The sequence below is a fragment of the Enterobacter sp. Tr-810 genome (assembly GCF_011752765.1).
GTDB classification, from domain to species: domain Bacteria; phylum Pseudomonadota; class Gammaproteobacteria; order Enterobacterales; family Enterobacteriaceae; genus Enterobacter; species Enterobacter soli.
The window spans coordinates 253887-278037 of record NZ_VWWW01000001.1 but is presented as its reverse complement, the minus strand read 5'-3'; the positions used below and the strand labels follow the sequence as shown (position 1 = coordinate 278037).

The following is a 24151-nucleotide window of genomic DNA, read 5'->3' as shown; positions in this document are numbered from 1 at the left end:
CCTTATCGACAAATGGCTACGCGGGGTTCACTTCACCTGCAACAGTATCGCCATCAGCCCCGGAAAGCGGGCGTCAAGATCGTCTCTTCGCAAGGAAATCATATTTTCTCGCCCCTGAGGGCGCTGCCAGATCACACCGCTGTCGCGTAAAACGCGCCAGTGATGGGTCATGGTGGACTTCACCACGTCTTCTGGCCGCAGGGCATTACAGCTCAGTTCTTCGCCATCGGCAAGACGGCGGATTATCGATAAGCGTAGCGGGTTGCCGAGGGCAAACAACACATTTTCCAGCAGTATTTGTTCAGGTTCCGGATGGTTTGGGATCATAGTTTTCCTGCGTCAGGCATCAGATTGAGCTATATCAACAATAGGTCAATCATCAAAAAATAGTTCGATAATACTCGTACAATGGGACTATTATAGCAAACGAATGAATACGCGGCCATCCTGGCCTTCACAACACAGTCTTTGAGACTTAAGGAAATATCATGCCCCGACCCATCCCGCTCGAACGTTATCGCAACATCGGTATCTCCGCGCATATCGATGCCGGTAAAACGACCACCACTGAACGCATCCTGTTTTACACCGGGATGAGTCACAAACTGGGTGAAGTACACGATGGCGCGGCAACCACTGACTGGATGGCGCAGGAGCAAGAGCGCGGAATAACGATTACCTCCGCAGCCGTTAGCTGCTTCTGGCCGGGTATGGACAGAGGGTTTGAGCCGCACCGGATAAATATCATCGACACCCCAGGGCACGTGGATTTCACCATTGAAGTGGAACGATCCATGCGTGTGCTGGATGGCGCGGTGATGGTGTATGACTCCGTGGGTGGCGTACAGCCGCAGTCGGAAACCGTCTGGCGTCAGGCGAATAAATACCATGTGCCGCGCCTGGCGTTCGTCAACAAAATGGACCGCCCGGGGGCTGATTTCTTCCGCGTGGTGCAGATGATGCACGATCGCCTGAAAGCCAATCCGGTGCCGATTGTGATCCCGGTTGGCGCCGAGGATCACTTCAGCGGCGTGGTCGATCTCATCAAGATGCGCACAATCGTCTGGGACGATGCCACGCAGGGCATGGTGTTTACCTATGCGCCAGTGCCTGATGACTTGCTGAGTACCGCCCAGGAATGGCGGGAAAAAATGGTGTCAGCGGCGGCGGAAGCCAGCGATGAGCTGATGGATAAATACCTTGAAACCGGTGAGCTTGATGAGGCCGATATTATCCGTGGCCTGCGTAAACGCACCATTTCAGGGGAGATCCAGCCGATGCTGTGCGGCAGCGCCTTTAAAAATAAAGGGGTGCAGCGAATGCTGGATGCCATTGTCGAGCTGATGCCATCGCCGCTGGACGTCCCGGCCATTGATGGTGTGGATGAAAAAGGGCAACACGCAGAACGCCATCCAAGCGATGAAGAACCGTTCTCAGCACTGGCGTTCAAACTGATGAGCGACCCGTATGTTGGGCAGTTGACCTTTATCCGCGTTTACTCGGGTGTGCTGAGAAAAGGCGATGCGGTCTATAACCCGGTGAAAGGTAAAAAAGAGCGCATCGGGCGTATTGTGCTGATGCACGCCAACGACCGGCACGAAGTGGATGAACTGCGGACGGGTGACATCGCGGCCTGTGTTGGCCTGAAAGATGTGACAACCGGCGACACGCTGACTGACCCGAATGCGGTGATCACGCTTGAACGTATGGAATTCCCGGACCCGGTGATCTCGCTTGCGATCGAGCCGAAAACCAAAGCGGATCAGGAAAAAATGGGTATCGCGTTGCAGCGCCTGGCGGCGGAAGATCCGTCGTTCCGTTTGCACACTGACGAAGAGTCCGGGCAGACGATTATCTCCGGGATGGGTGAGTTGCATCTGGAAATTATCGTCGACCGTATGAAACGTGAGTTTGGCGTAGAGGCGAACATCGGCCGCCCGCAGGTAACTTACCGCGAAACTCTGCGCAAAGCAGTGAAAGATATCGAAGGCAAGTTTGTACGCCAGTCTGGTGGTAAAGGTCAGTACGGCCATGTGGTGCTGAGCCTTGAACCATTAGCGCCGGGAAGTGGTTTCAAATTTGAAGATGCCACAAAAGGCGGCGTGGTACCGCGCGAGTACATTCCTTCAGTGGAAAAAGGGCTGCGCGAAGCCATGAACACCGGTGTGCTGGCGGGTTATCCGGTAGTGGATGTGAAAGCGACCCTGACGTTTGGTTCGTATCACGATGTCGACTCCTCGGAGATGGCATTCCGCATGGCGGCAATCCTCGGCTTCAAAGACGGGGCGCGTAAAGCGGATCCGGTGATCCTTGAGCCGGTGATGCACGTCGAAGTGGAAACGCCGGAAGATTACGCCGGGAATATCATGGGGGATTTATCTTCCCGCCGCGGTATGGTGCAGGGCATGGAAGAGCAGTACGGCAGCCAGATTATTCGTGCTGACGTGCCGCTCGCCGAGATGTTTGGTTATGCCACCACGCTGCGTTCGATGTCGCAGGGCCGTGCGACCTACACGATGGAATTCCATCATTATGCGGAAGCCCCGCGTAATGTGGCGGATGAAATCATTGCAGGGCGTACGAAGTAAGGTTGACTGGGGTGAGGGGACAAATTTGTTCACTCACCCCTTTTTTTAATCCGGCGCTTTCACCATCTTCCCGCTGGTCACAAACGTTCCCGCGCCCAAATGGTGCAGCGTATTCAGCTTATCCCCGTCAAACTGCCAGCGTCCGGCCACAAATGCGCGCTCATCCGCTGCGGCGGAAACCACTTCCCCAAACAGGGTGTCGTATTTTTCAGCAGCAGAGGTTACCGGCAATAACCGGCACTCCATCCACGCCAGGCACTTCTCTTCAATGACGGGCAGACCAAGCACCGGGCCGTTCACAACCGGGATGCCGTAGCAGTTGAATTTATCTTCATCGCGACCGCTTACGCTGCCAACCGCATACGTCCAGTTGGCAGCCGCCACACCCGGGATCACGATGCCAAATTTACCGCTGCGCTCGATTAACTCGCGTGACCAGGCGCTTTTATCCACCACGATGGCAATGCGCGGCGGTTCGAACTCGACGGGCATCGACCAGGCGGCAGCCATCACGTTGCGGCGATCGATAGATTCATCACGGCTGGTGATCAACACCGTAGGACCGTGATTCAGCAGGCGGCTGGCGTGCTTTAACTCAACAGGGCGAAACGCGCTCATAGATTTTCCTCTCAACGTGGCTACCGGCATTAAACGACTGAAGCGCATAAGAAATCAAGACGCAACATTAGCGTCATGTTTTCGTCACACTCGCTCCCTACAGTGGCCGACAGTAAATCCCAAAGAGGATAACAATATGCTCACTTCCATAACGCTCAAAAGCGTGTCGTACGCTTTTGGCGCGAATACTGTATTGAATCAGATAGATCTGCACATTGAGGCAGGCAGCGTGGTTGCGCTGTTAGGGCCATCAGGGTGCGGCAAAAGTACGTTGCTCCGTTTGCTCGCCGGGCTGACACAGCCTGCCTCGGGCGAACTCCTGTTTGGTGATCGCCTGGTGGCGAAAGCAGGGTGGTCATTACCGCCTGACGCCCGCGACATCGGTATGGTCTTCCAGGACTATGCCCTGTGGCCGCACATGACCGTGGCGCAGAATGTCGCCTTCCCGTTAAAGATGCGCAATATCCCTCGCCCGGAATGTGAATCCCGCGTTGCGAAGGCCTTGTCGCGCGTGGGGCTGGGGGATTTTGCCGGGCGTAAACCGGCAGGATTATCGGGCGGCCAGCAGCAGCGTGTAGCGCTTGCCCGTGCCATTGTCGCGGAACCCCGTGTGCTGCTCTTCGATGAGCCGCTCTCCAACCTCGATAGCGAACTGCGTGAATCACTGTGTCAGGAGATGGCCACGCTACTGCGCCAGCTCGGGACGACTGCCGTGTACGTTACCCACGACCGCCGGGAGGCTGAAATCCTGGCCGATCGCATCGTGCATTTATCTGCTGGCAGCGTTGCTGCCGATCGTTTGATTTCATCCTCAGGGGAGTTTGCATGAAAGCCACAATGTCCGTGAAAAAAGGAGTTCTGCTCGCAATGGCGTTATCGTCCGTCATGATGTCCAGCGCCCACGCGCTGACTGTCTATACCGCAGGCCCGGGATCGCTTGCTAAGAATCTGGCAACGGGATTTGAAAAGAAAACCGGCGTGAAAGTCGACATCTTCCAGGCCACGACCGGCAAGGTGATGGCACGTCTGGAAGCAGAACAAGCCAACCCGCAGGCGGATATTTTGATCTCCGCCTCCTGGGATACCGCAGAAGATCTGCATACCCGCGGCTGGCTGCTGCCATACCAGAGCGCCAATGCGGAAAAAGTCCCGGCGGACCTCAAATCTACCGACTTCGTGGCGCAAGGAGTGTCGGCGCTCGGGATCGTCTGGAACACCAAAAGCGGAACGCCAGAGCCGAAAGAGTGGCAGGATCTGACCACCGACGCCTTTAAAGACAAAGTCACCACGCCAGACCCGGCGCTGTCCGGTGCGTCGCTGGATTTGCTGATCGGTCTGCAAAACGGGATGGGCGATAAAGCCTGGGCGTTGTTTGATGAGCTGAAAAAGAACGGCATGGTGGTAAGCGGCCCGAACGCGCAGGCCGTCACGCCGGTGATGCAGGGCGCGAAGGCGGCCGTGTTCGGCGCGGTGGATTATGTCTCTTATGGCAACATCAGCCAGGGGGAATCCCTGAAGGTCATCTTCCCGGCCAGCGGTACGGTGATTGCGCCGCGTCCGATGATGATCCTTAAATCGACGCAACACGCCGACGATGCGAAAGCCTTTGTGGATTACGTGCTGTCGCCAGAAGGTCAGGCGATGGTGGCCGACGCCTGGCTGATGCCTGCCCGCGATGATGTGAAAGCGAAACGTCCGCTGTTAGGCGAGCTGAAAGTGCTGCCAACCAAAAGCGATGGCTCCAGCGCGCGCGGCGATATTCTCAAGCGTTTCAACGCCATTTTCGCCCTGTAATCCACCTGACGGGGGCAACCCCGTCTTCAGGAACCTCTCGTGAATCAACGACTCTTGTCTGCGATGACGCTGACGCTGCTGGTTATCCTGGTGGCGTTTCCGTTGTCGTTTATCGCTTTACAGGCGGTGTTCCCTCAATTTAACGCAGGTGACTTTAGCGGTGCCTTTAGCGGCGTTCGCACGCTGCTGGCTGAGCCACAACTGCCCGTGATGCTTGGCGGAACGCTTCAGATTGCCATCGGCGTTGCGCTGGTGAGCGCCTTAATTGGTTTTCCGCTTGGGGTTGCGCGGGGGCTGTTGAACCTGCCTGCACCACGGCTGTGGGATTTGCTTTTTCTGATCCCGTTCTTAACGCCACCCTATATTGCGGCGCTGTCGTGGATGCTGGTATTGCAAACCAACGGCTATCTTCAGCAGATAACCGGCATCAATCTCAACGATGTGCTGTTCAGTAAAACCGGCATCGTGCTGGTGATGGCGCTGAACATTTTCCCGGTGGTCTATTTTGCGGTGTCGCGCAGCCTGCTGGCGAGCGGGCAGCGTCTGGCGCTGGTGGCCCGCGTTCATGGCGCGAGTGCCGCCAGAGCTTTCTGGCATATCACCTTGCCGATGTTGTCTCCGGCGCTGGCGGCAGGAATGCTGCTGGCGTTTACCCTGGCCATTGAAGAGTTTGGTGTACCTGCGGCGCTGGGCACCCGCGCGGGCGTGCTGATGCTAACCACGGATATCGAAAAGAAACTGGCAGACTGGCCGGTGGATCTCTCTGGGGCGTCGATGCTTTCTGTGGTGCTGGTGGTTATCGCCCTGTCGGCGTGGGGGTTACAGAAAAAGCTGACCGGACATCATGATGTCACCAGCGTGACCGGCAAACCAACGGAAAATAGCGGGGCGAACGCGGGCGTATTTACGCTGCCGATAGTGGTGTTGATGGCGCTTGTGGGCGGTATTGCAGTGATCCTGCCGGGCGCGTCGATGGCATTATCCGGTGTATTAGGAACGTTGTCCGGCGGGGTGACATGGTCTAACGTGACAATGTCACATTATATGGCACTGTTTAGCCAGCAGGGTGACGCGCTCCCTGCGCTGGGCACCAGTCTGTCGCTGGCGTTGGGTGCCGCCTGTATCACCGGGATGCTGGGGCTGCTGGCCTCCTGGCTGGTGGTTGTGCAGAAGATAAAAGGGCGCGCGGCGCTGGATGCGCTGTCGCTGATGCCTGCTGCGTTGCCGGGGATTGTGGTGGGGGTCGGGCTTATCCTTCTGTGGAATCAGCGCTTCTGGCCCGTTTCTCCCTATAACACCTGGGTCATCTTACTCCTGTCGTACTGTTGTTTGCTCCTGCCGTGGCCGGTGCGTTATGTGGGCAGTGCCTTACGCCAGCTTGGTGGCAATCTGGAGCCAGCTGCGCGGGTACACGGGGCTTCGGCGTTTCAGGCGTTACGTTTTATCGTGATGCCGCTGGTGTCGCCTGCGCTGCTGGCGGCGATGCTGATGGTGTTCGCTATCGCCTCGCGTGAGCTGGTGACATCGTTATTACTCGCGCCTGCGGGAACGCAGACGGTGTCGGTCTTTATCTGGCGGCAGTTCGAACAGGGCTCAGTTGGACAAGGAATGGCGATGGCAACGCTGACGCTGATCACCGGGCTGATTTTGATGCTGAGTGCGCTTGGCATCATGCAGCGCAATAGCCAAAGATAAAAAGCACTTTTGCACCAGTGGGCAGACAAAAATAGTTTATAAACAGGGAATCACTGAACAAGGAACCTCTGACATGTCTCCATTTCTGAGTGCGTATTTTGCGCGATCAGGCTGGCAACAGCCTGTATCGGTTGATATCGACACCCTGCGTGCGCTGCATTTGCAGCATAACTGCACCATCCCGTTTGAAAATATCGACGTCGTGCTGCCACGTGAAATCCATCTTGAGGATCAGTGCCTGGTCGACAAGCTGGTGACGGCGCGCCGCGGCGGTTACTGCTTTGAGCAAAACGGCCTGTTCGAGCGCGTATTGCGTGAAATCGGCTTTACGGTGCGCAGCGTACTGGGTCGCGTGGTGCTATCTAATCCGCCGCAAATGCCGCCGCGCACGCACCGTCTGCTGCTGGTTGAGCTGAACGGCGAGCGCTGGATTGCTGACGTAGGTTTTGGCGGGCAGACGCTGACGGCACCGATTCGCTTAATTGCCAATGAAGAGCAAGCCACGCCGCACGGGCTGTATCGGCTGCTCAGTGAAGGCAACGACTGGGTGCTCCAGTTCCGCCATCACGAGCACTGGCAGTCGATGTACCATTTTGACCTGACGGCGCAGTATTTCAGTGATTATGTCATGGGGAATTTCTGGTCAGCGCACTGGCCGCAATCGCATTTCCGCCATCACCTGCTGATGTGTCGCCATCTGCCGGACGGCGGGAAACTGACGCTGACCAACTTTAACTTTACCCACTGGCAGAACGGACATGTGGAAGAGCAGATCCATTTAGCGGATGCAGAAGCACTGTATACGTTGATGGCAGAACGGTTTGGCCTGGGCGTTGACGATCCGAAACACGGTTTTTCGCTGGCAGAACTGACGGCGGTAATGGCCGGGTTTGAAACACATCCGCAGGCCGGAAAATAGCCCGGTGGCGCTAACGCTTACCGGGCCTGGAAAACCCCTGAAGGTAGGCCGGGTAAGGCACAGCCGCCACCCGGCATAAACGTAACCTCAGCGTATCAGGACCGTTTTCCCTTCACCGTCAACCGAGCGTGTTGGCATGGAGTAGCGATCCGTGCCAATTAACGTATAGAAAAGATCCCGAGTAAAAATCTTATTGCCGAAATACCAGGAGTGGGTTGGCATTCCTACTATCCCATAAGGTTCATCTTGTTTTAAAACCTCAGGGTCATTATCTAATTGCTCATAATACTGCGTACAGTCGATATTAATGGCGAGTGAAGGGGCGTTATCCGGAAGACCAATACGTCCAACGCGTGGGGCGACACCCACCCGTTTCACGTTTGATATATCCAGTGCCTGGTCGCGGCGGCTTGAATAATTAGTCAGGCGAATGCAGTGACGGTAGATAGAATCACTGCGAGGATCGGGATTGGACATCACGCTGCTCGATACATCTCCGGCAACAAAAATGATTTGGCTAACTTTCCAGGCGCTATTTGGCAGGTTGCTATCATCGGCATCGTCAAATGCTTCAGTGAGAACATAAGCCCCGGTTGAATGCCCCAGCACATGGATATTAACTGGACAGTCCGGTTTTTGTTTCTCTGAGACATAGGCAATGCCTTCCGTCATCAGGCGCATGGCAGTGAGCTTTGCCTTGTGGCGATCGGCCAGGTAGGCGAGTGCTTTATCATCGCTCGGCCAGTCAAAGGAGACGACCATACCTTTAAAGCCAATGTCGGCCAATCCGTTTGCAAGCAGCCGGTGTCGCTCAATCACTTCGCTTTCGCTCATATTGTAGCCATGAGCGGCAAACAGCAGATCTCCGCGTTTTTGCCCTTTGTCATTTGTCCACTTAGCGCCATTCGTCACCTTATCAAACCACTCCTGTGCGGGTATGGCATGGCTGGGGCTTGGATCCGTGCCATCAGGAACAACCAGATAACTGGTGTTGCCGATGTCAGCGGTAAATTGACCTCTTGATACTTTACGAACAGACATAACGTATGAAGGCATGTTAACTCCCACGATGAAAAACATATTCATGGCATGAATTAAATAATAAGCGGGATAATAAAAAGCCTGTTGTAAACAACAGGCTCTGGAACGTTATCGCCGCTACCTTCTCGATCTCACCACCTGATACCTGCGCGTCAGATACTCCACCGGCGCGCTCCACACGTGCACCAGACGCGTGAACGGGAATAGCAGGAAGATGGTCATCCCCAGCACCAGATGAACGCGGAAGATAAACGCCACGCCATCAAGATGCGCAGATGCACCACCGCGGAAGGTGACGACCGCCTGCGCCCAGTCCACCAGTTTCAGCATTTCACTGCCGTCCGGGTGTTGAGCGGAGAACGGGATCGTGGTCAGACCAAGAATACACTGCACCAGCAGCACGCAGAGGATCAGGATATCGGCAGTGGATGATGTCGCCCGGATACGCGGATTGGTCAAACGCCGCACCAGCAGACCCGCGCCGCCTACCAGCGTCAGCACACCGCACACGCCACCGGCAATCATCGCCATCAGCTGCTTTTGCGACATCGGCAGGAACCAGGAATAAACCCAGTGCGGCGTCAGCATCCCGAACAGGTGGCCGAAGAAGATCCCCAGAATGCCGATATGGAATAAGTTCGACCACAGCACCATCCCGCGTTTATCCAGCATCTGACTCGATGAAGCTCGCCAGGTGTACTGCCCGTAGTCGTAGCGCAGCCAGCTTCCCACCAGAAAAACCGTGCCGCACAGGTAAGGATAGATATCGTAGAAAAAGACGTTCAGATACTGGATCATTTTTGGCCTCCGGCGCTGACGTCGACATACTGCGGGGCGACGTCCTGGCTAAAGCGTCGTTGATATTGCTGCATCGGCGAGCTGTCGCACGATGTGGCGTTGTCCTCAATAAACTTGACTTGTTCCTCTTCCCAGACCGCATCCAGCGCCTGACGGGTGTCATCCCGTTTTTCACCGGAAACCTGTTTTGCCACGCTGTCGCTGGTAAGGCGGCTGCCGGCAAGCGACAGCAGGGCATCGAACAGCTGGTAATGCGCCACACCGCGCTGTTTCAGACGTCCGCCAATCAGCGCCAAAATCGGCGCAACGTTTTGCAACCCTTCGCGTGCCTCGGCATCGGTGACGATGCTGAGGTATTCCAGATACAGCGGCAGATAATCTGGCAGTTCGCGGCAGTCCAGCTGGAGCCCGGCTTTCTCATACTGCCCCATGAGATCAACCATTGCCTGGCCGCGATCGCGAGATTCCGCATGAACATGTTCAAACAACAGCAGCGAGGTTGCGCGGCCTCGCTCGAACACTTCGCACCACTCAGCCTGTTTATCCAGCAGGGTTGCTCCCAGGTGCTGCCGGGCAAACGGCAGCAGCACGGGCGCATCCTGCGCAATCAGCGAGAGCGCCTCGTCACGGCTCTCCCACAGCGCGTCATCGGGGTATTCGATCAGCAGCGCGATGATTTTGAGGATCTGCATTATTCTCCCTCCCCATGTTCGCGCACCTCGGAGATGTTGATGGCATCAATACGGTGGCTGTTGAAGAGGTTGAATTTGGTGTCGGAGCCGTGGCAGCCGTCGCCAAAGGTAAAGCCGCAGCCGTTTTTCTCCGGGAAGGCGTCCTGCGCCATTTCGCGGTGGCTGGTTGGGATCACAAAGCGATCTTCGTAGTTGGCAATCGCCAGGTAGCGGTACATCTCCTCAACCTGTTCCACGCTCAGGCCCACTTCCTCGATGGCGCGGGTGTCGGTCACGCCCTCAACGGTCTGGGAGCGTTTGTAATGGCGCATTGCCATCATGCGTTTCAGGGCGCGCAGCACCGGGCCGGTATCACCTGCGCTGAGCATATTCGCCAGGTACTGCACCGGAATACGCAGGTTTTCTACCGCAGGAAGCACGCCGTCGTTCATCGGCAGGCCGCCCGCGTCGGCGTAAGACTGGATGGGTGACAGCGGCGGCACGTACCAGACCATTGGCAGGGTGCGATATTCCGGATGCAGCGGCAGAGCCAGCTTCCAGTCCATCGCCATTTTATAGACAGGGGACTTTTGCGCGGCGTCAATCACGTTTGCCGGAATGCCTTGTTTCAGCGCTTCTTCGATCACCGCCGGATCGTGCGGGTTGAGGAACACGTCGCACTGGCGTTCGTAGAGATCCGTTTCATGCTCGGTGCTTGCCGCTTCTTCGATGCGGTCTGCGTCATACAGCAGTACACCAAGGTAACGAATACGCCCGACGCAGGTTTCCGAGCAGACGGTCGGCTGGCCGGATTCAATACGTGGATAACAGAAAATGCATTTTTCTGACTTGCCACTCTTCCAGTTGAAGTAGATTTTTTTGTACGGACAGCCACTGATACACATGCGCCAGCCACGACATTTGTCCTGGTCGATCAGCACAATGCCGTCCTCTTCACGCTTGTAGATAGCCCCGCTTGGGCAGGTGGCAACACAGCTCGGGTTGAGGCAGTGTTCGCACAGGCGCGGCAGATACATCATGAAGGTGTTTTCAAACTGGCCGTACATCTCTTTTTGAATTTTCTGGAAGTTGCGGTCACGGGCGCGTTTTTCGAACTCACCGCCGAGCAACTCTTCCCAGTTCGGGCCGCCAACGATTTTGTCCATCCGTTTACCGCTAATCAGCGAACGCGGGCGGGCGGTGGGCAGGTGATCCCCCTCCGGGGCGCGGTGCAGATCCTGATAGTCGAAGGTGAAAGGTTCGTAATAATCGTCGATACCCGGCAGGGACGGGTTGGCGAAGATTTTCGACAGCACGCCCACGCGGCTACCGAGGCGTGGTGTTAGCTTACCGGTAATGCCGCGCACCCAACCGCCTTGCCACTCCTCCTGGTCTTCCCAGTTTTTCGGGTAGCCGATACCCGGCTTAGTTTCGACGTTGTTGAACCACGCATATTCCATGCCTTCACGCCCGGTCCAGACGTTCTTACAGGTGACCGAGCAGGTGTGGCAGCCAATGCATTTATCGAGATTCAGTACCATTCCAACCTGTGAGCGTATTTTCATTTTTTCGCCTCCTGTACCTGATCCCGACCTTCGCCATCCAGCCAGTTAATGTTTTTCATTTTGCGGATCATGATGAATTCGTCGCGGTTGGAGCCGACGGTACCGTAATAGTTGAAGCTGTACGCCAGTTGCGCGTAACCGCCGATCATGTGCGTCGGTTTCGGGCAGATGCGGGTGACGGAGTTATGAATGCCACCACGGCGCCCGGTCACTTCTGAACCCGGAATGTTCAGGATGCGCTCCTGAGCGTGGTACATCATGGTCATGCCTGGCGGCACACGCTGGCTGACCACCGCACGGGCGGTGAGGGCGCCGTTAGCGTTGAAGGCTTCGATCCAGTCGTTATCCTCAATGCCTAATTCTTTGGCGTCCGCTTCGCTTATCCAGACAATCGGCCCACCGCGCGACAGGGTCTGCATCAGCAGGTTTTCGCTGTAGGTGGAGTGAATGCCCCATTTCTGGTGCGGCGTGAGGAAGTTCAGCGCTTTCTCCGGGAAGCCGTTCGGTGGGATCTCCCGCATATGGGTGACGCTGCGGGTATCAATCGGCGGACGATAGGCCACCAGACTCTCGCCAAACGCACGCATCCATGCGTGATCCTGGTACAGCTGCTGGCGCCCGGAAATCGTCCGCCACGGGATCAGCTCATGCACGTTGGTGTAACCCGCGTTATATGAAACATGCTCGCTCTCAAGCCCTGACCACGTCGGGCTGGAGATGATTTTGCGCGGCTGGGCCTGGATATCACGGAAGCGAATTTTCTCGTCTTCTTTGTTGATGGCCAGGTGAGTGTGATCGCGCCCGGTCAGTTGCCCGAGCGCTTCCCAGGCTTTTACCGCCACCTGTCCATTGGTTTCAGGTGCCAGGGCGAGGATCACTTCGGACGCATCAATCGCCGTTTCAATCAGTGGACGACCTTTTGCCGGGCCGTCAAGCTTGACGTAGTTCAGTTTGCCGAGGAAATCGACCTCGTTTTGGGTGTTCCACGAAATGCCTTTCCCGCCGTTGCCAAGTTTATCCATCAGCGGGCCGAGGGCCGTGAAACGTTCATACGTTTCGGGGTAGTTTCGTTCCACCACCGCAATACTCGGGGCGGTTTTACCGGGGATCAAATCGCACTCGCCTTTGCGCCAGTCCAGGATATCAAACGGCTGCGATAGCTCCGCCGGGGAGTCGTGTTGTAGCGGTTGCAGCACCACGTCCGTTTCAGTACCCAGATGGCCGACGCACACCTCAGAGAAGACTTTGGCGATGCCTTTGTAGATCTCCCAGTCGCTACGGGATTCCCATGCCGGGTCAACGGCGGCAGAAAGTGGGTGAATAAACGGATGCATATCCGAGGTATTCATGTCGTCTTTTTCATACCAGGTGGCGGTCGGCAGGACGATATCCGAGAACAGGCAGGTGCTCGACATGCGGAAATCGAGCGTCACCAGCAGGTCGAGCTTGCCTTCGATGGCTTTGGTCTGCCATTCCACCTCTTCGGGTTTGACGTCATCGGTTGAGCCTAAATCCTCGCCCTGAATCCCGCTTTCGGTGCCCAGCAGGTATTTGAGCATGTACTCGTGACCTTTACCGGATGAGCCAAGCAGGTTCGAACGCCAGACAAACAGGTTGCGCGGGTGGTTTTTTCCGTTGTCAGGTTGTTCGCAGGCGAAACGGATATCGCCCGATTTTAACGCCTGCACGGTGTACTCCTGCGGCGTAATCCCGGCGGCATCTGAGCGAGCCTTGATGTGCAGTGGATTGAGGTTGAGCTGTGGCGCAGACGGCAGCCAGCCCATGCGTTCTGCGCGCACGTTGAAGTCGATCAGGTGCCCGGTGAATTTAGAGGCATCCGCCAGAGGGGAGAGCAGCTCCTGTGCGGTCAGTTTTTCGTAGCGCCACTGGCTGGCATGGTTATAGAAATACGAGGTGCTGTTCATCTGACGGGGCGGGCGGTTCCAGTCCAGCGCGAAGGCCAGCGGCAGCCAGCCGGTTTGTGGGCGTAGCTTTTCCTGGCCGACGTAGTGCGACCAGCCGCCGCCGCTTTGCCCGACGCAGCCGCAGAAGACCAACATGTTGATCATCCCGCGGTAGTTCATGTCCATGTGATACCAGTGGTTCACGCCTGCGCCGAGGATGATCATCGAACGGCCGTGGGTTTTGTGTGCCGTGTCGGCAAACTCACGGGCAATTTTTTCAATCAGATACGCCGGTACACCCGTAATCTGCGCACCCCAGGCAGGGGTGTAGGCTTTGATTTCGGCGTAATCTTTCGCTGCGTTGGTATCCTCCAGACCGCGATCAAGCCCGTAGTTTGCCAGTACCAGATCATAAACGCTGACCACGCGTTTCTGGCTGCCATCGGCCAGCGTCAGGGTTTTGCTGGGCACGCGGCGAACCAGAACCGGTTCTTGCTTCACGCTGCGGAAATGCGGGTTCTCGTTGCCACCGAAATAGGGGAAGGCGACATCGGCGATGCTGTCGTGGGTGATCAGCAAAGAGAGTGTAAGCTCGGTTTCATGACCGGCCGCCAGCGGTTCGAGGTTCCATTTGCCTTTTTCACCCCAGCGAAAACCAATCGAGCCATTCGGCGCAACCAGGTTGCCGGCAATATCAAAGGCGATGGTTTTCCATTCCGGGTTATTGGCCTCGCCAAGCCCGTCGGCCAGGTCCGAAGCGCGCAGCATACGACCAGGAACAACATGGCCATCGTCCCGCTCATCCAGCAGAACCAGCATCGGCATGTCCGTATAACGGCGGCAGTAGTTCAGGAAATAGTCGCTTGGGTTGTTGAGATGGAATTCTTTGAGGATCACATGGCCCATCGCCATGGCTAGCGCGCTGTCAGTGCCTTGTTTTGGCGCCAGCCACTGGTCACTGAGCTTCGCCACTTCAGAGAAATCAGGGGTAATGGCAACGGTTTTGGTGCCTTTGTAACGCACTTCGGTAAAGAAGTGGGCATCGGGCGTGCGGGTCTGCGGCACGTTAGAGCCCCAGGCGATGATATAGCTGGAGTTGTACCAGTCGGCCGATTCCGGCACGTCGGTCTGCTCGCCCCAGGTCATCGGCGATGCCGGCGGTAAATCGCAGTACCAGTCATAGAAGCTCAGGCAGGTTCCGCCTAGCAGAGAGAGATAGCGCGTCCCGGCGGCGTAAGAGACCATCGACATCGCCGGAATAGGCGAGAAACCGGCCACGCGATCCGGGCCAAAATTCTTGATGGTCCAGACGTTGGCAGCAGCAATCAGTTGGTTCAGCTCTTTCCAGTTCGAGCGGATAAATCCGCCGCGCCCACGCGCCTGCTTATAGCTCTGGCTCTTTTGTGGGTCACTCTGGATGGCGTCCCACGCCAGCACCGGATCGTTATGCTGCGCCAGCGCGTCGCGCCACAGTTCGATCAACTTACGGCGCACCAGCGGGTATTTCAGGCGGTTGGCGCTGTACAGATACCAGGAGTAGCTTGCGCCACGCGGGCAGCCGCGCGGTTCGTGGTTCGGTAAATCCGGACGGGTGCGGGGGTAGTCGGTTTGCTGCGTTTCCCAGGTCACTAACCCGTTTTTGACATAGATCTTCCAGCTACAGGAACCGGTACAGTTCACGCCGTGGGTGGATCGCACAATTTTGTCGAACTGCCAGCGCTGGCGGTAGCTGTCCTCCCAGTCACGGTTGGTGTTATACACCTGGCCGTGTCCATCGGCGAAGGTGTCGCCTTTTTGTTTAAAATAGCGAAAGCGATCCAACAGTTTACTCATGACATTTCTCCTGCTCCGATAACATTGCCGGAAAGCGCTGCACCGCTCGCCGGCGAAAGGCTATTTGTTATTTTTGTGAGGATTTACGGCCATAAACCAGCCAGGTGACGAATACGCAGACGATGTAAAACACGAGGAAAACTTTCATGGCGCCAACCGGCGAGCCGGTCATGGCCAGCGAGGTGCCAAAGGCTTTAGGGATAAAGAACCCGCCCACCGCGCCAATGGCCGAGATAAAGCCCAGTGCCGCCGCGGTTTCAGTAACGGCTTCATGCTGGGCCTGTTCGTTAGTGCCGCCTCGTTGCTTCACGCGGGCAATGGTTATCTGACGGAAGATGATCGCAATCATCTGGAAGGTTGAGCCGCTGCCCAGTCCGGCGGTCAGGAACAGGCCCATAAACACCAGATAGAACGCGACAAAGCTGCCGGAACCTGAACCGGGTAGCGTCAGGAACAGCAGGGCGCTGAAAATCGCCATAAACACGAAGTTAATCAGCGTAACGCGCACCCCGCCCAGACGGTCAGAGATCATCCCGCCCGCCGAACGCGCCAGCGCACCAATTAAGGGGCCAAAGAACGCAAGATGCAGGATGTTTACGTCTGGAAACTGGGTTTTCGACAGCATGGCAAAGCCTGCGGAGAAACCGATAAATGAGCCAAAAGTCGCCAGGTAAAGCAGGCTCAACAGCCAGAGGTGAAAGCGCTTCAGCACCGGAAGCTGGCTGGCGATAGAGGCCTTAGAACTGGCGATATCGTTCATACCAAAGAAGGCGGCGATGGTGGCCAGCAGCAGAAGCGGCGCCCATATCCAGGCGGCGTTAGCCAGCCACATCGTCGAGCCATCATCCTGAGGCACGCCATTCACGCCGAGAAACGTATACATCGGCAGGAAAATCACCAGCGGCGCGACCAGCTGCATCACGCTGACGCCCAGATTCCCCAGCCCACCGTTGATACCCAGCGCGCTGCCCTGTTTTGCTTTCGGGAAGAAGAAGCTGATGTTACCCATGCTGGAAGCAAAGTTTGCCCCGGCAAAGCCGCACAGCAGGGCGATCACAATAAAGATCCAGTAGGGTGTGGCCGTGTTCTGTACGGCGATACCCAGCCAGACGCAGGGAACAATCAAAATGACGGTGCTTAATACCGTCCAGTAACGGCCGCCAAATATCGGCACCATAAAGGAATAGGGGACGCGTAATATGGCACCCGAAAGCGAAGGTAATGCGGTTAACATGAACAGCTGGTCGGTGGTGAAATTAAATCCGACTTTATTAAGATTCACCGTAATGGCGCTAAATAACATCCATACACAAAAGGCTAAAAGCAGACAAGCGACAGAAATTACAAGGTTTCTTCGGGCAATACCTTTGCCTTTGTTCTCCCAAAAATCGCTGTTTTCCGGTTTCCAGTTACTGAGTAGATAATGATTATTCTTCTCACTTTGTTGTGACATATCGCCCTCTTGCTTACGCACAATGATCAGAAAAGTGAATATAAAACAAACAGATATCTAACGTAGTGTTGTACGGGGTTTTTGGAATAATGGGATGCAATTGAAAGGATAGATAAAAAAGCGAACCCCCGACCCGGGAATAGAATAGTGGCTCCGCTTTATGTGTTACTAATTGTAACTTTTACCGGATTTTAATACTCCATAGTGGGTATTAAAACAATTCGAGGGTGATTAATTTATCAAGATGCTTATTAAATGCGGCATTGTCCATTTCAGGCATATTTAAAACGTATATCCCGTCCAGACCGCAGACCAACCCAATCAGACGCCAGGCAATATTTTCTGCCCGGTCTGTCAGGGTAAATTCTTTTGCTTCAGCGCCGCCCCGGATAATGGCTACCGTTTCCTGGTGCCACATTTCCATCGTCAGGATGTAGGCGCTTTTGATTTCCGGATCACGGCTGGCGAGGATTTGCGCTTCACGCCATAGCCTGATGTACGGCTCAAATCCACCATCATCGCTGCCCAGCATCCCGTGCAGGCGTTCCCGCCAGCTGGCGTTTTCAGCAAGGACATCCGCATCCAGCAGGGCTCGGATCAGCCGGACAAAGGCTAATGATTTTAACTCGCCGCCAGAGGCAAAATGGTGGTGAACCTGCCCGGTGGCAACGCCCGCTTCGGTAGCGATGCGTCTTACCGTCATCGCGGCCAGCCCTTCGGCTAGCGCCACGCGCATGGCCGCCTGAAGAATATCTTCCCGCCGTTCGTCCTTGCTCAGATAACGCATTTTTACTCACTCTTAATGGAGATGAAACGAGTGTAACAAAGAGCTGGACATGCGTTCAACTTTACGTAGGATCGCATTCTGGACATGTGTCCAGGTTTGAAATGAAAAGGACATTTATGTTTCGTCAGTGGTTAGCGTTAGTGATTATCGTGCTGGTCTATATTCCGGTGGCGATTGACGCAACGGTGCTGCACGTGGCGGCGCCGACATTGAGCATGACGCTTGGCGCAAGCGGCAATGAATTGCTGTGGATTATTGATATTTACTCGCTGGTGATGGCGGGGATGGTACTGCCGATGGGCGCACTGGGTGACCGCATCGGCTTTAAGCGCCTGCTGATGATCGGCAGCACGCTGTTTGGCCTCTCGTCTCTGGCGGCGGCGTTTGCGCCCTCTGCGGGCTGGCTGATTGCCGCGCGGGCTTCTCTGGCGATTGGCGCGGCGATGATCATTCCGGCGACGCTTGCCGGGATCCGCACGCTATTTATTGATGCCCGGCATCGCAATATCGCGCTGGGGGTATGGGCAGCCGTCGGTTCAGGCGGCGCTGCGTTTGGGCCGCTTATCGGCGGGATGCTGCTTGAGCATTTTTACTGGGGTTCGGTCTTTTTGATCAACGTACCGATCGTGGTGGTGGTGGTTTCACTGGCGGCGCGATTTGTCCCGGCACAACAAGGACGACCGGAGCAACCGCTGAATATCAGCCATGCCATCATGTTGATCGTCGCCATCTTGCTGCTGGTGTATAGCGCAAAAACGGCGCTGAAAGGCGCGCTTGCCCCGTGGATGGTGGCGTGTACGCTTATGACCGGTGCGGTAATGTTGTTTGTTTTTGTGCGCATTCAGTTGCGCGCCCGTGTACCAATGATCGACATGCGTTTGTTTTGCCATCGTATCATCTTAAGCGGTGTGGTGATGGCAATGACCGCCATGATTGCGCTGGTGGGGTTCGAGCTGCTGATGGCTCAGGAGCTCCAGTTCGTTCACGGTTTTACGCCGTTTGAGGCCGGGATGTTTATGCTGCCGCTGATGGTAGCCAGCGGGTTCAGCGGCCCCATTGCCGGGGTGTTGGTCGGGCGTCTGGGGCTGCGGATTGTGGCTGCCGGAGGCATGGGACTGAGCGCGATAAGTTTTATTGGGCTGTCGTTGCTCGATTTCAGCACCCAGCAGTGGCAGGCGTGGAGCCTGATGGTGTTGCTGGGGTTCAGTGCCGCCAGCGCGCTGCTGGCGTCTACGTCCGCCATTATGGCTGCTGCGCCGAAAGAGAAGGCCGCTGCCGCAGGGGCCATCGAAACCATGTCCTATGAACTGGGTGCCGGGCTGGGGATTGCCATCTTCGGTCTGCTGCTAACCCGTAGTTTTTCGGCATCGATTACCCTGCCGGACGGCTTAACCCCGGCGCTGACCGACAAAGCCTCATCGTCAATTGGTGAAGCAGTGAAGGTGGCCCAGGAGCTGACGCCTGCACTGGGAGATTCCGTGATCGAGGCGGCGAAAACGGCGTTTATTACTTCACACAGCGTGGCGCTGGGCAGTGCTGGCGGTATGTTGCTGTTGCTTGCCATTGGGATCTGGTTCAGCCTCGCAAAGGTGAACCCGAACTCGTAGCGTGTTGGCGTGAAAAGGGGATGTGGGCTATGATTTTTAAAGGATTATCAAACCCACGCTGGATTATATGAACCTGCTCAGCAGCAGTGAAACATCGTCCGCATCCCCTCGGGTTGTGTTGCTTGCGGGCAGTGCGCTTGGTGTGGTGTTCGGTGATATCGGCACCAGCCCGCTCTATACCTTCAAAACGGTGCTGTCGTTGTCCGGGCATGACCCGACGCCCCCGGTCATTTTAGGCTTGCTTTCGCTGATTACCTGGACGCTTATCCTGGTTACCTCGGTTAAATATGCTGCGTTCGCCATGCGCATTGATAACCACGGCGAGGGCGGCATCATGGCATTAATGTCATTGCTGGTTGAAAAGGGAAAAGGCGGGCGCTGGGTGATCTTCGCGGCGCTGATTGGCGCGGCATTAATTTACGGTGACGGGGCGATCACTCCGGCCATCTCCGTGCTCTCTGCGCTTGAAGGCTTAGAGATTGTGATCCCGGAGTCTAAACCTTTTATCCTGCCTGCAACGGTTGCCATTTTACTGGCACTCTTTTTTATTCAGCCCTTTGGCACCGCCAGAATTGGCAAAATTTTTGGCCCGATCATGGCGTTGTGGTTTTTCACCATCGCTGCGCTGGGCGTATGGGGCATAGTGCAGCATCCGGCGGTTTTGCTGGCCCTGAATCCGTACTACGGCATCACCTTTTTACTCTCTAATGGCTTTACCAGTTTTCTGGTGTTAGGCGGAGTATTTCTCTGTGTCACCGGTGCGGAAGCCCTGTATGCGGATATGGGCCATTTTGGTAAAAAACCCATCTGGCTGGCCTGGTACGGGGTGGTCTTCCCCGCGCTGCTGCTCAATTATGCCGGGCAATCGGCGCTGATCCTGGCGGGTGCAGACAGCACCAAAAACGTCTTCTTTATTCTGTGCCCCGGCGCGCTCCAGGTTCCGCTGATCGTTCTTGCGGCACTGGCGACCATTATTGCCAGCCAGGCGATTATTACCGGCGCCTTCTCTATGACCCGCCAGGCGATCCAACTGGGCTGGCTGCCGCGCTTGCGGATCAAACAGACTGCCGCCGAAAGCTACGGGCAGATTTATATCGGTGCGATCAACTGGCTGCTGATGGTGGTAACCATCGGGCTGGTCGTGTTCTTTGAGTCGTCCGACAAACTTGCTGCCGCCTATGGCATCGCCGTGTCGTTAACCATGCTGATGACCACCGGCCTGTTGTTTGTGGCCATGCGTGAAATATGGCGCTGGAGCCTGTTCAGCAGTGCAGCGATCGCCATGGTGTTTGTCGTCATCGATACCAGTTTCTTATTCGCCAATATGATTAAAGTCCTTGAAGGGGGTTATATCCCGCTGCTGCTGGCCGCAGCCATCTGCACCGTTATGCTGATCTGGAATCGCGGGATTAAGGCGGTAGCAAAGGCAATTGGCGAGAAAGGGATCAGTGTCGATGGTTTCTTTTCGGCGCTTGTGCAAAAAGAGGTGCCCAGAGTGGCGGGTTCGGCCATCTTTTTAACGCGCACCCGGGATAACATCCCGCCCGTGATGCGCTGGCATGTGGCACGAAACCGCGCCTTGCAGCGCGAGGTGCTGTCCCTGACGATTGATATTCTTAATGTGCCTTACGTGGATGATGAACAGCGAATCGAAGTGATGCAACGCGCCCCGGGATACTGGCATGGTATCGCGCAATACGGTTTTATGGAGCACCCGGATATCCCGCATTTGCTGCAAGGGATAAGTGAAATCAACGCGATATTTGCAACCGATAATGCCACCTGGTACGTCGGGCATGAAACCATTGTCGCGGGTGAGGGCTCTGCGGGGATGGCGGTCTGGCAACGCCACATCTTTGCCTTTATGAAGCGCAACTGTACGCATGTTATCAATCACTACCATCTGCCGAGTGACCGGGTGGTCGAAATCAGCCGACGCGTGGCGATCTAGGTTCTGGCGAAAGCAGAGCGTATCTGCTTTCGCACAGTGTTATTGCTCCTGAGCCGCCGCCAGCACGCTGTGCAACAGCACATTCGTCCCTTTCTCTGACCATTCTGGCAGGATCTTTTCTGCTTCGTTATGGCTGATGCCTTTGACGCATGGGATGAAAATCATGCTCGCCGGAGCAATTTTGCTGACATAACAGGTGTCATGCCCCGCGCCGGATACCATCGGTTTTGATGAATAACCCAGTGCCGTCACGGCCTGCTCAGTACGGGCCAGACACTGCGGGTTAAAGGCAATTGGCGCGTAGTCAAAAATGCGTTCAACGGTAGCGGTAACGTCGCGTGCAGTCAGCGATTCCGCAGCCTGATGCAGTGCCGATTCCATCGCTTCAAGCGCATCCTGCACCGGGTGGCGAAACTCCACGCTGCACACCACGCGAGACGGCACCACGTTGCGCGAGTTCGGCGTGACCTGCGCCATACCGATCGTGGCGCGGCCATCTGGCTGATGCTGATAGCCAATCTCTTCCACCTTTAATGCCAGTTCGGCAAAGGCGGTTAATGCATCGCGTCGGCTGTGCATCGGGGTCGTACCCGCATGAGCGGCAAAACCGTCCAGGGTAATGGTAAACCAGCGCTGGCCCATTGCGGCCCGCACCAGCCCGATATCAATGGCTTCATCTTCCAGAATTGGCCCCTGTTCGATGTGCAGCTCGTAACAGGCGTGAACCGGAAATGCCTGTGCAGGTTGCTCACCGCGATAGCCGATAGCGTCAAGCGCTTCACCAACGGTTACCCCCGCGTTATCGGCCAGGGCGTGGGCATATGTTTCGCTGAACTGCCCGGTCCAGACACCGGATGAGAGCATCGCCGGAGCAAAGCGCGCGCCTTCTTCGTTGGTCCAGTTCACCAGTACAATATCGCGCTCGGTTTCCACCTGGTTATCGTTCAGGGTACGCAGCAGCTCAAGCCCGGCGAGCACGCCGTAAATCCCGTCGTAGTTCCCACCAAGCGGTTGAGAATCAACGTGCGATCCGGTCATCACCGGAGCCAGAGCCCGGTTTTTCCCGGCGCGGCGGATAAACATGTTGCCCATGCTGTCCACATCACAGGTAAAACCGGCGTCCAGCGCCCAGTCGCGCAGCAAATTGCGTGCGATCCGGTCTTCTTCGCTTAACGCCAGACGGGTGACGCCACCGGCGGGCGTACCGCCGATTTGCGCCATCATTTCCAGCGTGGCCCACAAGCGCTCTGCGTTTACACGGATCATGCTTTGTCCTTTGTGCTGCGATAGCGGAAGTCGCAACATGAACCTCCCTGCATGATGGTGGACGTGCGGGTCAGCTCCACATCCGGCGCGTAACCCACAATGAATTTCTCATCGCGGGCGCAGGAGAGCAGATGCCCGATTTCGCCTAGACCCATCTCGTGGTACATCTCGGCGTAGCGGCAACGGGTCACGTTGTAGTTGTACTGCTGATCGTCGGCGTCGATCACTTTGACGTCCAGCGCGTTGTCTTTCTCCCACAGATATTGCAGGGCGATAAAACTTTTCACATTCGCGCCGTTGGGCTCTTTGCTGGCGAATTCTTTACCTGCATCGATAGCGGCCTGTTCAATAGCCTCGCCAATCACCGCCTGGGCGCGGGTTTTCCCTATCTCGCGCACCAGGATTTCATAAATTGGCTTAATAATTTCTGCTTCAATTTTACGGCGGGCGAGAATGCCCAGCTCATTATTATCACTCATCACATTGCCTCACTGCGTTACTTCGCTTTGGTGCCGCCCAGTACGGTCTGCGGCTGCCATTTGCCATCCACCACTTTGTAAACGGTGAAGGACGGCGCTTTCAGGTTACCTTCGTTATCAAACGCAATCTGTCCGGTGACGCCAGAGTAGTTAATGGCACGAAGGGCGGGCAGGTATTCAGACGGGTCAACGGAGTTGGCTTTTTCCATCGCGGCAACCAGCACTCGGGTAGCGTCATAGGCGAACGGCGCGTGCAGCTCGATGTGGGTGTGGTAACGGGACTGATATGCCTGCTCGAACGCTTTACCGCCCGGCATCTGATCAACCGGCAGACCTGGCTCCAGCGCCACAACGCCTTCGCCTTCTTTCTGTGCCAGTTGCAGGAAGGTCTGGCTGACGAATCCGCCAGCGCCCATCAGGGTGGCATTCATGCCGAGCTGTTTGATACGTCGCGCCAGCGGTGCGGCCTGGCTGTCAACGCCGCCGAAGAAGATCAGGTCAGCGTTTTTGCTGCGGATCGCGGTCAGAACGGCGCTGAAATCCACGGTTTTGTCATCAACGTACTGACGGTCAACAATCTTCACGCCCTGGGCTTCCAGCGATTTAATGAATTCGTCGGCCAGACCCTGACCAAACGCGGTACGGTCGTCGATCACCGCAATGCGTTTCGCCTTCAGGGTGTTTACCGCGTACTGCCCGGCAAACTGGCCGCCGTCATCATCATGGCCCATCACGCGGAAACTGGTGTCGAAACCCTGTTTGGTATAGGCGTGACCGGTGGCAACAGGGGCAACTTGCGCGATACCGGCATCGTGATACACGCGCGCGGCCGGAATACTGGTGCCGGTGTTCCAGTGGCCCACCACACCTGCCACGCCGCTGTCGACCAGACGCTGCGCGACCGCTACGGCGGTACGTGGGTCAGACTGATCGTCTTCGGATTGCAGTTTGAATGTGACAGCTTTGCCGCCGATGGTCGGATGCTGTTTGTTGATATCGTCGATAGCCAGTTGCGCGCCGTTTTCCAGATCCTTACCGATACGGGCAGACGGACCGGTTAACGGGCCTGCCAGGCCAATAACAACGGTTTCGCTATCCGCTGCCCATGCTCCCGTTGAGGCAAAACCACTGAGCAGAATGGCGGCGCTGAGCGCACTGATTTTTACTGTTTTCATTGTTTTC

General features: G+C 56.2%; 19 protein-coding genes. 7 read left to right on the top strand and 12 right to left on the bottom strand.

Annotated elements, in window-relative coordinates; translation table 11 throughout:
* Positions 1-27: 27 nt before the first annotated feature.
* A complete protein-coding gene (locus F3J30_RS01205; RefSeq protein ID WP_014070388.1) occupies positions 28-327 on the bottom strand; it encodes a helix-turn-helix domain-containing protein in 300 nt (99 codons plus the stop codon).
* Between the two features lie 161 nt (positions 328-488).
* Here F3J30_RS01205 and fusA point away from each other — a divergent pair, with 161 nt between their 5' ends.
* Positions 489-2588, top strand: a complete 2100-nt coding sequence (gene fusA, locus F3J30_RS01200; RefSeq protein ID WP_166715378.1) for an elongation factor G — start codon at positions 489-491, stop codon at positions 2586-2588.
* Between the two features lie 45 nt (positions 2589-2633).
* On the opposite strand, the gene F3J30_RS01195 is transcribed toward fusA, so the two are convergent.
* Positions 2634-3206, bottom strand: a complete 573-nt coding sequence (locus F3J30_RS01195) for a flavin reductase family protein (RefSeq protein WP_166715377.1) — start codon at positions 3204-3206, stop codon at positions 2634-2636.
* 136 nt (positions 3207-3342) lie between these two features.
* Between F3J30_RS01195 and F3J30_RS01190 the strand changes: the two genes are divergently transcribed.
* The 4 genes from F3J30_RS01190 (at position 3343) to nhoA (ending at position 7614) form a co-directional block, all read left to right on the top strand.
* Positions 3343-4035 (top strand): ABC transporter ATP-binding protein, encoded by a 693-nt coding sequence (locus tag F3J30_RS01190; protein ID WP_166715376.1) that lies wholly within the window; start codon positions 3343-3345, stop codon positions 4033-4035.
* Entirely contained in the window at positions 4032-5000 is a 969-nt protein-coding gene (locus F3J30_RS01185) for an ABC transporter substrate-binding protein (protein WP_166715375.1), read from the top strand. Before F3J30_RS01190 ends, F3J30_RS01185 begins: the two co-directional genes overlap by 4 nt.
* Positions 5001-5039: 39 nt before the next feature.
* Entirely contained in the window at positions 5040-6695 is a 1656-nt protein-coding gene (locus F3J30_RS01180) for an iron ABC transporter permease (RefSeq protein WP_166715374.1), read from the top strand.
* A gap of 73 nt (positions 6696-6768) precedes the next feature.
* A complete protein-coding gene (gene nhoA / locus F3J30_RS01175; protein ID WP_166715373.1) occupies positions 6769-7614 on the top strand; it encodes an N-hydroxyarylamine O-acetyltransferase in 846 nt (281 codons plus the stop codon).
* Positions 7615-7701: 87 nt separating this feature from the next.
* On the opposite strand, the gene F3J30_RS01170 is transcribed toward nhoA, so the two are convergent.
* From F3J30_RS01170 to F3J30_RS01140, 7 genes are all read right to left on the bottom strand, one after another.
* Positions 7702-8670, bottom strand: coding sequence for an alpha/beta hydrolase (locus tag F3J30_RS01170; RefSeq protein ID WP_166715372.1), 969 nt, complete (start codon positions 8668-8670; stop codon positions 7702-7704).
* 102 nt (positions 8671-8772) lie between these two features.
* On the bottom strand, positions 8773-9453 hold the full coding sequence (gene narI / locus F3J30_RS01165) for a respiratory nitrate reductase subunit gamma (RefSeq protein ID WP_014070379.1): 681 nt from the start codon (positions 9451-9453) through the stop codon (positions 8773-8775).
* The gene (narW, locus tag F3J30_RS01160) at positions 9450-10145 is read right to left on the bottom strand and encodes a nitrate reductase molybdenum cofactor assembly chaperone (RefSeq protein ID WP_166715371.1); all 696 of its coding nucleotides are present in this window, start codon (positions 10143-10145) and stop codon (positions 9450-9452) included. The genes narI and narW overlap by 4 nt, the downstream gene beginning before the upstream one ends.
* Positions 10145-11689: a nitrate reductase subunit beta gene (gene narH / locus F3J30_RS01155; protein WP_014070377.1), complete on the bottom strand. Its 1545-nt coding sequence runs from the start codon at positions 11687-11689 to the stop codon at positions 10145-10147. The genes narW and narH overlap by 1 nt, the downstream gene beginning before the upstream one ends.
* Positions 11686-15426, bottom strand: a complete 3741-nt coding sequence (locus F3J30_RS01150) for a nitrate reductase subunit alpha (protein WP_166715370.1) — start codon at positions 15424-15426, stop codon at positions 11686-11688. The genes narH and F3J30_RS01150 overlap by 4 nt, the downstream gene beginning before the upstream one ends.
* A 67-nt stretch (positions 15427-15493) precedes the next feature.
* Positions 15494-16879, bottom strand: a complete 1386-nt coding sequence (locus tag F3J30_RS01145) for a NarK family nitrate/nitrite MFS transporter (protein ID WP_166715369.1) — start codon at positions 16877-16879, stop codon at positions 15494-15496.
* A 211-nt stretch (positions 16880-17090) separates the two neighbouring features.
* Positions 17091-17666, bottom strand: coding sequence for a TetR family transcriptional regulator (locus F3J30_RS01140; RefSeq protein WP_166715368.1), 576 nt, complete (start codon positions 17664-17666; stop codon positions 17091-17093).
* 116 nt (positions 17667-17782) lie between these two features.
* Between F3J30_RS01140 and F3J30_RS01135 the strand changes: the two genes are divergently transcribed.
* Positions 17783-19273 carry an MFS transporter gene (locus F3J30_RS01135; protein WP_166716682.1) on the top strand — a complete coding sequence of 497 codons (1491 nt, stop codon included), beginning with the start codon at positions 17783-17785 and terminating at the stop codon, positions 19271-19273.
* A gap of 67 nt (positions 19274-19340) precedes the next feature.
* Positions 19341-21224, top strand: a complete 1884-nt coding sequence (locus F3J30_RS01130; RefSeq protein WP_166715367.1) for a KUP/HAK/KT family potassium transporter — start codon at positions 19341-19343, stop codon at positions 21222-21224.
* Positions 21225-21263: 39 nt separating this feature from the next.
* Here F3J30_RS01130 and F3J30_RS01125 read toward each other — a convergent pair whose 3' ends face one another.
* Genes F3J30_RS01125 through F3J30_RS01115 form a run of 3 tightly spaced genes read right to left on the bottom strand, consistent with a single transcriptional unit; the run spans position 21264 to position 24144 of the window.
* A complete protein-coding gene (locus tag F3J30_RS01125) occupies positions 21264-22490 on the bottom strand; it encodes a Zn-dependent hydrolase (RefSeq protein ID WP_166715366.1) in 1227 nt (408 codons plus the stop codon).
* On the bottom strand, positions 22487-22969 hold the full coding sequence (locus F3J30_RS01120; protein WP_166715365.1) for an L-2-amino-thiazoline-4-carboxylic acid hydrolase: 483 nt from the start codon (positions 22967-22969) through the stop codon (positions 22487-22489). The genes F3J30_RS01125 and F3J30_RS01120 overlap by 4 nt, the downstream gene beginning before the upstream one ends.
* A gap of 17 nt (positions 22970-22986) precedes the next feature.
* On the bottom strand, positions 22987-24144 hold the full coding sequence (locus F3J30_RS01115) for a branched-chain amino acid ABC transporter substrate-binding protein (RefSeq protein ID WP_014070369.1): 1158 nt from the start codon (positions 24142-24144) through the stop codon (positions 22987-22989).
* Positions 24145-24151: the final 7 nt, after the last annotated feature.